Below are 11,905 nucleotides of genomic sequence, written 5' to 3' on the forward strand. Positions count from 1 at the left end.
CCCGCATCGTCCATCAGGAGCGTAGCCGAACCGGCCCCGGCGGGTCATGTCCGGCCCTCTCGCGACACACTATTGTGAAGCATGTGACAGCAGTGTCTTCGGCGGACGGCCGAGATGGCAGCGCAGGGGCCGGGCCCCTCACCTGCCGGGTCACCTACCGGGCTGGGTCTCTTGTAGGGGCTAGCTGAGGCAGTCGGCGCAGTACGCGTGGCCGGCCTTCTCTTTAGCCAGCTGGGACCGGTGCCGCACGAGGAAACAGGAATAGCAGGTGAACTCGTCCTCTTTTTGCGGAATGACCGTGACGGTCAGTTCCTCGCCGGAAAGATCGGCTCCCGGGAGTTCCACGCCTTCGGAGGTATCGGCCTCGTCGAGTTCACGGACAACGCTGCGGGCGTCAGGCGCATTCGCTGAACGGAGCGCCTCCAGGGAAGCGTTGCGTGATTCCGCAACGTCGGAGCGTACTTCGTCATAATCGGTTGCCACCTGGTGGTACTCATTTCAGTTGCTGGGTGTGTGATTCAGTTTCTGTCCGGATTTCCGGATCTCCGGGATTGAACGGTACAGCATGACGCCGTGTAAATGCTGGGGACCGGGGGAGTCGCGGCAGTGACTCTCGTGACACCCTGGGACGGCCGGCCACGGCACTTTCCTTTCCGCTTCGTTCGCCACTGGTCACCGGGACGTCATGTGCCGTTAATTTGCGTGCCCTAGGCTGATTCTTTAGGGACCATCCACCTTGGGCACCATCCGCACCATCCGCACCACCCGTCGGGAGGGATTCACCATGGCCGATATCGCTGCAGTACTGGGACGGCTCACGCAGGACGAACTCAACGAACTGCGGTCCCTTGGCCCCAGCGGGCACCTGACCCGGCGCCTCACCGACGCGATTGACCGAGCGGCCGGCGGGCCTGGGGCCGGCCGCGGTTATTACGTCCCCAATGGGAGCGTCAGTTCCACCGGAGGACCCCACGTGATCCTGCGCAGCGATGTTTCGGGCTGGCTTTTCGGGCCTGCCCGGCCGGCCTAACCGGACGGCGGCGAGCGCAGCCCTCGCACTGTACACGCCAAGTTCTCCTTCCAGCCCGCCCCGGGAAGGGCCATACTGGCCCAAAGGGAGGGGGCCGGAGTGCGGATTCTGATGGTCGAGGATGAGCATGCCCTGGCGGAAACAGTCCGCCGCGGACTGAAGAATGAGGGGTTCGTGGTCGACGTCGCCCACGACGGCGTGCGCGGACTCTCGGCGGCGCTGGAGAACGAGTACGATGCCATCCTTCTGGACCTCATGCTGCCGCGGATGAACGGCTATGACGTCTTGAAGGAAATGCGGCAACGCAAAGTCTGGACCCCGGTTCTGATGCTCACGGCCAAAGACGGCGAATACGACCAGACCGATGCCTTCGACCTCGGCGCTGACGACTATCTCACGAAGCCGTTTAGCTTCCTGGTGCTGGTGGCCCGGATCCGGGCGCTGATCCGGCGCGGAGCGCCAGCCCGGCCAGTCATCATGACGCTTGGCACGTTGTCACTGGACCCCGTCAGCCACAGTGTGCATCGCGGCGATACCCTCATCAGCCTCACGGCCCGAGAGTATGGGCTCCTGTACTACCTGATGCGCCGGCACGACCAAATCGTCTCAAAGGCAGAGATCCTGCAAAACGTCTGGGATCCGGCTTTCGAGGGTGCGAACAACGTTGTGGAGGTCTACATCGGCTACCTTCGGCGCAAAATCGACGTCCCGTTTGGGCTCCACAGCCTGACCACCGTGCGTGGCATGGGCTATTTGCTCAGCGCCGACCCGATTCCTGGACCCCGTGCCGCCGGGACTCTCGAGGCGTGACGTCCGCCGGCTCCGCCGGTTCTGCCGGTTCCGCCGGTTCCGAACGCGGAAAGGCGATCTCAAACCGGCAGTGACCCGCTGGTCCGTCCGTCGGACGGATGCTCCCGTGATGGGCTGCCACAATTCCCGCCGCGATGGCCAGGCCCAGTCCGCTACCGCCGCCTTCCCGGGAGCGGCTGCCGTCGAGCCGGACAAAGCGTTCGAAGATCCGCTCCCGATCCGCCTCAGGGATGGGGTCGCCGTCGTTGTCGACCGTGATGATGACCCGGTCGCCGACGGTGCGAAGGTCCACCGCGATCCGGGAAAGGGCGTGACGGTCGGCGTTGTCCAGGACGTTCCGCAGGACCTGCATCAGCCGGCGGGCGTCGCCGCGGATCCGAGCGGGAGCGAGCTCCGCCGAAATCTCGTTCCGGCTGGTGGACCGCAGCCGGCGGATCTCCTGGTCCAACACGTCGTCAAGATCCACGTCCTTCTGCTCCACCCTCAGGCCCCCGTCATTGGCCTTGGCCAGCGTCAGCAAGTCCTCGACTAGGAAGCTCATTCGAGTCGTCTCCTCGGCGAGCACATCCTTCATCTGCAACCACATCGCCCCTGTCGGGTCCGCAGCCGCGATCTCGATTCCGGCCCGCAGCGTGGCCAGCGGGCTGCGCAGCTCGTGGCTGGCGTCCGAGACGAACCTGCGCTGTTCAGTGTCCGAGGCCTGCAGCCGGTCCAGCATCGTGTTCATGGTTAGCGCCAAGGCTTGGAGTTCATCGTCGGTGGGCGGCACATCGACGCGCCCGTCCAGCCGCTCGGCGTTGATCCGGGCCACCTGGCCACGGATCCGTTCCACCTGGCGCAGGGATCGCCCCACAAGGAGCCACACGGATCCGGCCACCGTAAGCAGTAGCAGCGGCGTGGCTCCCAGCATGAACCACGCGACTGTGGAAATGGTGTCCGCCTGTATCTGTGACGCCTGGGCCACGACCACGGTATAGCTCAGTGTGCCGGTCCGCGCTCCCACAGTGACGATGTGATAGTCGTCGTTGTCGCCGATGCTCGGAAGGCTCGAAACGTCCTGGGTCATGGTCTGGCCCGGGCTGGGCCGCTGGGCTGACAGCGGCGCGTTGCCGATTTCGGCATCCGACGCAGCCAACACGTACCCTTCCGGGTCCAACACCTGGACGAACTGGCCCGCATGCGCCGTATCAACGATGTACGCGCGGGCATCCGCGACGTCCATATCCTCCATTTCGGCGACCACGTCGAGGGCCTTCTGCCGGGCTGCGGCGTCGCTGGACCTCGCCAGGGAAGCCTGCAGCAGGATCAGGAGGAGCACGCCGCCGAGCAGCAACGCCACAGCAACGACGCCGACAGCGACCGCCGTCGACTGTTTCCGCACGCCCCAGCGAATCTCGCCCCTGCCGGGACGGCCGGATGTGGCTCGTGTGCGCGGTGCCATATTCCAAGAATGCGTCAATGCGCGGATCAGGACAACCACCGTGGGAGCATTGCCGCCACCTGGCACCCGGCCCACCCCCGGAGGGGTGCCGGAGCGGCCCATCGGCGTACGGTCCGCTCGGGGAGAGGCCGCTCTCAGTCTCTTCTCAGCGGTATGCGGGACAGTGGGAACAGGCCGCCGAAGACCGGCCGCCGGAGGCCACGGAGCCGTCCGTACACAGTTTCCGGCCGCACGCTCTCCTCAACCAGTGTGCGGCCGGACACTACCCCCTTCACAGCGGCGACTGGCGGCCACAACAGCTACATTCCAGCCAGTCCTGCCCACGGCCGAGGGCGGGCCTCTCATGGCCGGGGCGTCACCCGGAGCCAGATGAACTGCTGGGCGTGCAGGAGGAGCCCCGCGTCGAGGCGCAGGCGGGCTCCGGTCAGGATGTCGACTGCGTCGGCCGCGAAGCCGGAGAGCGTCACCGCGTGCACCTCCTGTGGGCCGTCGCTGAAGTTGGCCAGCACGAGGACCAGTGTTCCATCTCCCGGGCGCTGGTACCCCAGGACGCCAGGGTTGTTCGTGGCGAACCCGACCAGCCGGGTGCCGGCTAGCTCCGGCGTCGAGGACCGCACGGAAATCATCCGGCGCAACCCGGCATAGACCGCGCCGGCGGGGGTTTCCTGATCAGCGCGTTGGGCATAGCGCGACGCCGGATAGTGGGGCCGGTGTACCCAGCGGCTGTCACTGCCGTGACCTTCCTCGAGGGCGTACTGGTAGTCGTTGGACTGTCCCACTTCGTCGCCAAGATACAGCAGCGGGATGCCCCCGGTGCTGAAGGCCACCGAATGGGCCAGCAGGATGCGGTTCACCGCCGAGGCTGATCCACTCTCCAGCCCACACAGCGACGCCGTGGTGCCGGAAATTCGGCAGTCGCCGGTGCGGGGGTTGTCCTGGAAGGGTACGCCGCGGGCGAAGCTTCCGGGGAAACGGTTGACGTAGAAAGAGTTGAGGAACCGCCGGTGCTCGAAGCCATTGATGCCAAGCTCGGCGGCGTCCTCATCCGCAAACGTCCATCCGATGTCGTCGTGGCTGCGCACGTAGTTCACCCAGGACGTGCCTGCTGGGATATTGTGGCGCCGCTCCAGAGCCTGGGTGAGCAGCGATACGTCGCGGGTGGCCAACGCCTCCCAGATGAGCGCCATCTGCAGGGGATTGTAGGAGAGCTGGCACTCGGCGGGGTCGATGTACCGGGCCACCTCATCGGGGTGCACGATCGCCTCGGATTTGAACAGCAATGACGGCGCGGCCAGCCGGCACACGGCATTGAAGGCCTGCAGCAGCGTGTGGGCTTCGGGCAGGTTTTCACAGGGCGTGCCCAGCTGCTTCCAGATGAAGGCGACGGCGTCCATCCGAAGAATGTCTACGCCCTGGTTGGCCAGGAACAGCATCTCGCCGGCCATGGCCCGGAAGACGTCAGGGTTGGAGTAGTTCAGGTCCCATTGGAAAGTGTGGAAGGTGGTCCAGACCCACCGTCCGTCCGGCATTTCAATAAAGGAACCGGGGTGGTCGTCCGGAAAGATTTCGCGCACGGTTTGCTCGAACGCGTCTGGCATCGACCGGTCCGGGAAAATCCAGTAGTAGTCGCTGTACGCCGGGTTGCCCGCGGCCGCCTTTCGGGCCCATTCGTGCTCGTCGGAGGTGTGGTTGAAGATGAAATCGACGACGAGGCTGATGCCATTCGCCCGCAGCTCGGCGGCTAGCTCACGCAGCTGCTGCATGGTGCCCAGCTGAGGATTGACGTCGCGGTAGCTGGAGACGGCGTAGCCGCCGTCGGAGTGCGGTTCGGGGGCCAGGAACAGCGGCATCAGGTGCAGATAGGTAAGGCCCAGTTCCTTGAAATACGGGATCCGGGCGTGGACCCCCGCCAGATTTTCGGCATACCGGTCGACATAGCAGACACCCCCGAGCATGGTGTTGGCCTGGAACCAGCCGCTGTTGTGTTCCCGTTCGGCGTCTAGGCTCTTGAGCTCCGCCGGCCTCTCGGCCCACGAGTGGGCCGACTGCATCACGAGGTCCGTGAGCTGATCCAGCCAATCGTGCCGTGCGCCGTAGAGATCGTGGAACAAACGGAACAAGGCCGGGAAATGGCGGTCGAAACGCTCTTCGAAGACGGCACGGTCCGGCCCGTCCCACCCGATGCCCGTGTCCGACGCCAGGGTCCGGAGCACATGCCGCCGGGCCTCGCTATCTACCCCGTCAGTTACAAGGGCGGGTTCAACCATGGGGCGTCTCCTTCGACGAACTTCGGTCCTCGGCGGCGCGAGGACAGTTCACATCCTTGCAGACGGACGGATGGCTGCCCAGCACGGCCGACATGTTTTCGTTGAGGAAAGGCAGCCGGCCGCGGATGTTGCCAATGGTGTTGATGGGAAGGTCTATAGGCTGGCGTGATGACCGGTTCCGTTGATCTCCTGCCCACGTTGCTGGGCGTCGGGCTCCTGATGCTGGTCACCGTGACCCTGCTGACGGTTTTCCGGATCCCGCACAGAGCCGCACCGGCGCTGGCCATCCTTCGCGGGGCTGCGCAACTGGCCGTCATCAGCTTGGTACTGGGCAGTGTCATCACCAGTCCGGTCTGGGTCTGCGCCGCACTTCTCGTGATGTTCTCGGTGGCAGCCATGACGGCCGCACGACGGCTGGGGTGGACTTGGGGCCGCCTGGCCGCAGTGGGTGGCTCCATGGCGGCGGGCATCCTGGTGACCCTGGCGATCATCTTCGGCACGGGCGCAATCGCCTTCACGCCCCGGTACGCGCTGGCCATCGGAGGGATCGTGATCGGCAATGCGATGACCATCGCCACACTGGCCGGCCGGCACTTTGCCGAGTCGGTGAATGAGCATTGGGATGAAGTTGAAGGGTGGCTTGCGCTAGGTGCGACGCGGCGCCAATCGACGTTGGAGCTGGCCCGGCGTGCCGTCTATTCAGCCCTCATCCCCTCGACCGACCAGACTAAGACGACGGGCCTTGTCACTCTTCCCGGCGCGTTCGTGGGTGCGATCTTTGGCGGACTTTCACCCTTGGAAGCGGGCCGCTTCCAGATCGTCGTGCTTGCCTCGATCATGGCGGCAGGTTCCATAACCGCCGTCGTCCTGATCGGGATCATCGCGCCGGTGAGGGTGCGTCCGGCCCGCCCAAGCTAGGGTGCGCACCGGGGCCCGTCCTGTCTAGGCCGGCACCCGGATGACGAGGGGGTCCATCGCCTGGCCGTCGGCGTACTGGCCGTCGAACAATTCCGAACCGGCCTGGGATACGGCCACTTCGACGCGCTCCCAGACCAGAAACCCTTCCATATTGCGGGGTGCGGCAGTTCGCAGGATGCCGACGTCCGAGCGGTCCTTCCCGCCGCCGTCGCCCGTGCTGATGGACAGGACCCCGTGCCCGGCGGTGAATTCGACCCATGGATCCAGGAGCCGGACGAACATCATTCCGTGGTGGCCGGCAACGCGGACGTCGCCGCGGAAGCGCAGCACGCCGGTGCCGCTGGCGGGATCGTATTCGGAGCCGGCTGGTGCGAAACAGAACTCGCCCGACGCGGTCACCGTGGCGCCGTCGGCCGCGGAAACCGCACCGTCCGGGAGTCCGGAAATGTAATCCATGAAGCTGCGCTTGATGCCCCAGGTCAGGCCCGGCAGGGGCAGCGGAGCGGGGGAAGCGGACGCTGGTGTCACGTAGGTTCTCCTGGGCTGTCGGGCGGATCTATGTCCGAGCCTAGTCGGGGATCCGCGCGGGGCTGAACTGTTGCACCGTTGCCGCTTCATCCGGCGTATTTCACTGACGGCGTAGGCACTCCAGGACTACTGCCGGGGCGGCGGTGGTTGACTTGGATGAGTACCGGTTAGCAGGAGGTGCACAGTGGCCGCGTCCATCAGCAGGGTATCCGGATCCGATGTGTCCGAAGACCCGCTGGATTCCTATTCCGCAACGGTCATTCGCGTGGCGGAGGCTGTCACACAGCATGTTGCAGCGCTGGAAATGACCGGCAACGGGCGCAACGGCAGGTTCCGGATCGGCGCGGGGTCGGCCGTGCTGTTCACTACCGACGGATATCTGCTCACCAACGCCCACGTGGTGGGCGGCGCCCAGTCCGGCCATGCGGTCTTCGCCGACGGCACCGCCACCACTGTTGACGTGGTGGGCGCCGACCGGCTGTCTGATCTTGCCGTGGTCCATGGCAGGGCCCCCACGGCGGCACCGGCGGAAATGGGCGACGCCGAATCCCTCCGGGTCGGCCAGCTGGTCATCGCCGTGGGCAATCCGCTCGGGCTCGCCGGCTCCGTCACCGCCGGGGTGGTAAGCGGGCTGGGCCGTTCCATCCCCGTCTGGTCCGGACGGAGCCGGCGCGTGATCGAGGACGTCATCCAGACCGACGCGGCCCTCAACCCCGGCAGTTCCGGCGGCGCGCTGGCGGACGCCCGGGGGCGGATCGTCGGCATCAACACCGCCGTGGCCGGAGTCGGGCTCGGCCTGGCCGTTCCCATCAACGCCACGTCCCGGCGGATCATCGCTTCGCTGCTCAAGGACGGCCGTGTCCGCCGGGCCTACCTGGGTCTGGTGAACACTCCGATCCAGCTGCAGCCAAGCGCCGTCGTCCGGACAGGGCGCAGGGAGGGCCTGCTTGTGGTCGAAGTCCTCCCGGGTTCGCCCGCCGAACGCGCCGGGCTGCGGGCCGGGGACATCCTCCTGAAGGTCGGACCGATGTATGTGTCCAATGCCGAGAGCCTGCAGAAACTGCTGTTCGCCGAAGCGATCGGGGAGCCCCTGGAACTGGCCGTGCTCCGGGACGGCTCGGACCTGCGGTTGGTGGCGGTTCCCGCGGAGATGACTGACAACTAGCAGGGAAATCCTGCCCAGGCAGGGCGATTCCGCGCGCTGAAATTATCCCGCCGTGGACCGAATTCCTGCCCTGCTGAACTACTTGGATCCAAATTGCGGCGGCCTGCGGAATTACTCGTTTGGCGTCTTAAATACCTGCCCGCCGCTCCACGTCCTTACGCAACGGTACTGACCCCTGTACCCGTCTTTCTTTGGGCGAAAGATCGGGTACCGGCACGCCTTGTTGCGCCCAGCGGGGCGTGTCACGGTGTCATTGGAAAGCCGGAGGGAACAGGGTCTCAGTACGGCCTTGTTTCATTGTTGCTCAGGCTCTTCGCAGACGATTGAGTTCGTTTTACCTGGGGAAATCGGAGAACATCGTGGGTAGCCCAACGGAAATTACACCCTCCATTTCGGTCCGCCTATTCGGATCATTCGAAGTACGCCGGGACGGCGCGGCGCTCACCGCCGCCGACATGGGGGGATGCAAACCCCGGCACATACTGGAAATTCTGCTGCTGAACCTTGGGACGCCGGTGTCCAAGACCCGCCTCATTGATCTCCTCTGGGGCGCCGGCGCGAGTGACGGCTCCGTGGCGACGCTGGAGAGCTATATCAGCGGTATCCGGCGCGCCATCCAGCCAGGCCAGACCAAGACCGGTCCGCTCCGCACGGCCAATAGTGGCTACGTCCTGGACCCCAGCCTCGTGGACCTGGATTTGTTCCGGTTCCGTGGACTGGTCCGCGACGCCGGTGAGCTGCTTCCGAATGAGGCGTATCCTCTGATGCTCGAGGCCCTAGAGATCTCCGCCGAGCCGCTCCTCGGGTTTGAACTTGCCTCTGACTGGGCAGAAGAGGCGCGCGCACGCCATGCAGCCGAGAAGGTGGCGCTGCAGATCCTCGCGGCCGAAACGGCGGCCCTGCTGAACAAACCGGACGAGGCCGTCAACCTGGTTCAGGCCGCCATTCGGGCGGAACCCCTGAACGAGCGGGCCTGGACGGTTCTGGTGACAGCCTATGAACAAGCCGGCCTGCCGGCGGAAGGTCTGGCGGCGTATGACCGGTGCCGGAGGCTCTTTGACCACGACCTTGGCTGCACCCCCGGCCCGGCCCTGCAAGAGGCACATCTGCGGCTCCTGCGGCAGCGTGCGGAAGGTAATTCCGAACTCTCCGAGGTCTTGGCGGCGCTGCTCTATCTGGGTGAGCGCTTGAATGCGCCCAAGAGCAGGCAGCTGCCGGCGGCGGAATCGCGGCGCATGCATGAGAACGCCGGGCGGGTGCTTGATTCCTTCCTCCAGCGCGTCCGGGCCGCGGTCTGACCCCCTGCATCCCAGGCTCCGGCGGGCCGGCCCCTCCAGTTTGAGGACCGGGTCGCCGGCATCGCCACAACGAGGAGTTAGCTTCGTCACGTGGCCGGGATTCTAGGGAAATTCCGATGGGCAGGGCCCCATACTTGGAATGACCCTGGCGGGCAGTCCCACCGCCCGGTGTGAGGAGGGCCCATGGAAACCTTGAAGAAAGTCGTCACGAACGAGTACTTCCCCGCAGCTGCAGTGCTGTCCGGGGTCATGCTGTTCTGGATCCTAGGCTTCTTCGGCGGGTTGTCCCTCCTAAGCACCCGCCAGTCACCGGTGACCACCCTGACGTGGATGATGTTCGTCTATGCCGCAGCGGTGCTGTCGCCCCTGGCCGGCCTCGTCGCCGCCATCGACCTCGTCCGTCGGTGGCTGCGGAACCGGCAGGCCGGCGCGGCAGAAACCGCCTAGCCTGCCGCGCTGCCCTGCGCGCCTAGCCGGCACCGGACGCAGCCCGTAGCGGACGCAGGGCCGCTGCCGGATGTCTCCGGCTACTCGAAGCGGGACGGATCGCCCATGCCCCGCCGGACGACTTCCGCGACGCCGCTGGAGAAGTCGATCACCGTGGTTGGCTCAGCACCGCAGTCGCCGGAATCGATCACCGCATCCACGACGTGGTCCAGGCGCTCCTTGATCTCCCAGCCCTGCGTAAGAGGCTCTTCCTCATCCGGAAGCAGCAGCGTGCTGGACAGCAGCGGTTCGCCGAGCTCAGCGAGAAGTGCCTGGACCACATGGTTGTCCGGGATGCGCACGCCGACCGTTTTCTTCTTCGGGTGCAGCAGCCGCTTGGGGACCTCCCGGGTGGCGGGCAGGATGAAGGTGTAGCTGCCCGGCGTGACGGCTTTGATGCTGCGGAAGACGTCGTTGTCGATCTGGACGAACTGGCCCAACTGAGCGAAGTCCTTGCAGACCAGCGTGAAGTGGTGCTTGTTATCGAGGTTTCGGATGCTCCTGATCCGGTCCAGTGCCTCCCTGCTTCCCAGCTGCGCGCCCAGCGCATAGCAGGAGTCGGTGGGGTAAACGATCAGGCCGCCTGTTCGTACGATCTCCACCGCCTGGTGGATGGAACGCGCCTGGGGGTTCTCGGGGTGCACATCGAAGTATCTCGCCATGGGTCGAGCTTACGCCCGGGGTGGCCCTCCCGCTGGCGCCCCTCGACGCCGGCACGCCCTGGCGGCGGCCGCCGGCCAGTGTGCGCTCAGGCCGCCAAGGCGGCGAACATGAGGGCAGGCCGGCGGCCCGGTCCGCCGTCAGGGCCGGCTGGTCATTACGGCACGCTCACAGCTGCTCGTCGTGGTGGATCCGTTCGCCGAGTTGCCGCAGCGGCTCCCCGCTGCCGCTCCACTGCTGGGCAATGAACTCCGCGGCGATGGACACGGCCGTTTCCTCCGGCGTGCGGGCGCCCAGATCAAGGCCCACGGGACTGTGGAGCTTGGACAATTCGGCCTCGCCCAGGCCGGCCTCGCGCAGCCGAGCCATCCTGTCCTCGTGCGTGCGCCTGGATCCCATCGCGCCGATAAAGGCTACAGGGCCGCCGCGGAGGGCGACTTCAAGGACTGGGATGTCGAACTTCGGGTCGTGGGTCAGGACGCACAGCACGGCCCGGGAGTCCAGCAGCCCCTGGGCGAACTGCTCGCTCAGATACCGGTGTGGCCAGGCGTTGACCACCTCGGCCGCGTCGGGGAACCTCGCGGGCGTGGCGAACACGGGCCGCGCATCACAGACGGTGACCCGGTACCCCAGGAAAGCTCCCAGCCGGGCCAGCGCCGCGGCGAAGTCAATGGCGCCGAAGACGATCATGCGTGGCGGCGGCGCGTAGCTGGCAAAGAAGATGCGCATGCCGGTGTCGAGCCGCTCGCCGTCGACGCCGTAGTTCAGGATGCCCGTCCGGCCGGCGGCGAGGAGGCCCTGGGTGTCGTCGCCGACGGCGCGGTTGGTCCGGTCCGAGCCCAGGTCGCCTTCGCAGCCAACAGGTCTGACGATGAGGTGCCGCCCCACGCGGTCGGCATCCGGATGTTCGATGACCGTGGCCACCCCCACGCGGCGCCCGGCGGCGATGTCCTGCGCGACGGCGTCGAGTTCGGCGAAGTGGCGCTGGGAGACGGGTTCCACGAAGATGTCGATGATTCCACCGCAGGTCAGGCCCACGGCGTAGGCGTCGTCGTCGCTGATCCCGTAGCGCACCAGGGCCGGCTCGCCGTCGTCCTTGACCTGCGTGGCCAGCTCGTACACGGCACCCTCGACGCAGCCGCCGGAGACCGAGCCCACGGCCTCGCCGTCGGCCGTCACCAGCATGGCCGCCCCCGGGAGTCGTGGCGCCGATTTGAAAGTACTCACGACCGTGGCCAGGCCTGCCGTGGCACCCCTCCGCCAGTCAGGCAACATCGCCGCCAGGACATCGCGCATCGGCGC

At 66.3% G+C, this 11,905-nt stretch carries 12 protein-coding genes; 6 read left to right on the forward strand and 6 right to left on the reverse strand.

What is annotated here, in order from left to right; translation table 11 throughout:
- Positions 1-180 precede the first annotated feature (180 nt).
- Positions 181-483, reverse strand: a complete 303-nt coding sequence (locus tag ACFRJ8_RS13955; protein ID WP_028276793.1) for a DUF4193 domain-containing protein — start codon at positions 481-483, stop codon at positions 181-183.
- 253 nt (positions 484-736) lie between these two features.
- Here ACFRJ8_RS13955 and ACFRJ8_RS13960 point away from each other — a divergent pair, with 253 nt between their 5' ends.
- Both ACFRJ8_RS13960 and ACFRJ8_RS13965 read left to right on the forward strand, forming a co-directional pair.
- The gene (locus tag ACFRJ8_RS13960) at positions 737-1,030 is read left to right on the forward strand and encodes a hypothetical protein (RefSeq protein ID WP_377986759.1); all 294 of its coding nucleotides are present in this window, start codon (positions 737-739) and stop codon (positions 1,028-1,030) included.
- Positions 1,031-1,129: 99 nt separating this feature from the next.
- Positions 1,130-1,840, forward strand: a complete 711-nt coding sequence (locus tag ACFRJ8_RS13965; protein ID WP_377986760.1) for a response regulator transcription factor — start codon at positions 1,130-1,132, stop codon at positions 1,838-1,840.
- Here the strand turns inward: ACFRJ8_RS13965 and ACFRJ8_RS13970 are convergent.
- Complete coding sequence (locus tag ACFRJ8_RS13970) at positions 1,788-3,281, reverse strand: sensor histidine kinase (protein ID WP_377986761.1); 1,494 nt, start codon at positions 3,279-3,281, stop codon at positions 1,788-1,790. The genes ACFRJ8_RS13965 and ACFRJ8_RS13970 overlap by 53 nt on opposite strands.
- 341 nt (positions 3,282-3,622) lie before the next feature.
- Positions 3,623-5,548: an amylosucrase gene (locus ACFRJ8_RS13975; protein ID WP_377986762.1), complete on the reverse strand. Its 1,926-nt coding sequence runs from the start codon at positions 5,546-5,548 to the stop codon at positions 3,623-3,625.
- Between the two features lie 168 nt (positions 5,549-5,716).
- Here ACFRJ8_RS13975 and ACFRJ8_RS13980 point away from each other — a divergent pair, with 168 nt between their 5' ends.
- Positions 5,717-6,466 (forward strand): ABC transporter permease, encoded by a 750-nt coding sequence (locus tag ACFRJ8_RS13980; RefSeq protein ID WP_377986763.1) that lies wholly within the window; start codon positions 5,717-5,719, stop codon positions 6,464-6,466.
- A 24-nt stretch (positions 6,467-6,490) separates the two neighbouring features.
- On the opposite strand, the gene ACFRJ8_RS13985 is transcribed toward ACFRJ8_RS13980, so the two are convergent.
- Complete coding sequence (locus tag ACFRJ8_RS13985; RefSeq protein ID WP_377986764.1) at positions 6,491-6,994, reverse strand: HtaA domain-containing protein; 504 nt, start codon at positions 6,992-6,994, stop codon at positions 6,491-6,493.
- Positions 6,995-7,178: 184 nt separating this feature from the next.
- Between ACFRJ8_RS13985 and ACFRJ8_RS13990 the strand changes: the two genes are divergently transcribed.
- The 3 genes from ACFRJ8_RS13990 to ACFRJ8_RS14000 all read left to right on the forward strand — a co-directional run bounded on the left by ACFRJ8_RS13990 (position 7,179) and on the right by ACFRJ8_RS14000 (position 9,904).
- Positions 7,179-8,159: a S1C family serine protease gene (locus tag ACFRJ8_RS13990; RefSeq protein WP_377986765.1), complete on the forward strand. Its 981-nt coding sequence runs from the start codon at positions 7,179-7,181 to the stop codon at positions 8,157-8,159.
- A 359-nt stretch (positions 8,160-8,518) separates the two neighbouring features.
- Complete coding sequence (locus tag ACFRJ8_RS13995; RefSeq protein WP_377986766.1) at positions 8,519-9,457, forward strand: BTAD domain-containing putative transcriptional regulator; 939 nt, start codon at positions 8,519-8,521, stop codon at positions 9,455-9,457.
- Between the two features lie 183 nt (positions 9,458-9,640).
- Positions 9,641-9,904 carry a hypothetical protein gene (locus ACFRJ8_RS14000; protein ID WP_377986767.1) on the forward strand — a complete coding sequence of 88 codons (264 nt, stop codon included), beginning with the start codon at positions 9,641-9,643 and terminating at the stop codon, positions 9,902-9,904.
- A gap of 80 nt (positions 9,905-9,984) precedes the next feature.
- Here ACFRJ8_RS14000 and ACFRJ8_RS14005 read toward each other — a convergent pair whose 3' ends face one another.
- Positions 9,985-10,605, reverse strand: a complete 621-nt coding sequence (locus ACFRJ8_RS14005; protein ID WP_377986768.1) for an L-threonylcarbamoyladenylate synthase — start codon at positions 10,603-10,605, stop codon at positions 9,985-9,987.
- Between the two features lie 166 nt (positions 10,606-10,771).
- Positions 10,772-11,899 (reverse strand): XdhC family protein, encoded by a 1,128-nt coding sequence (locus tag ACFRJ8_RS14010; RefSeq protein WP_377986769.1) that lies wholly within the window; start codon positions 11,897-11,899, stop codon positions 10,772-10,774.
- Positions 11,900-11,905 lie beyond the last annotated feature (6 nt).

This window comes from Arthrobacter sp. NPDC056886, assembly GCF_042788715.1.
Taxonomy (GTDB): domain Bacteria; phylum Actinomycetota; class Actinomycetes; order Actinomycetales; family Micrococcaceae; genus Arthrobacter.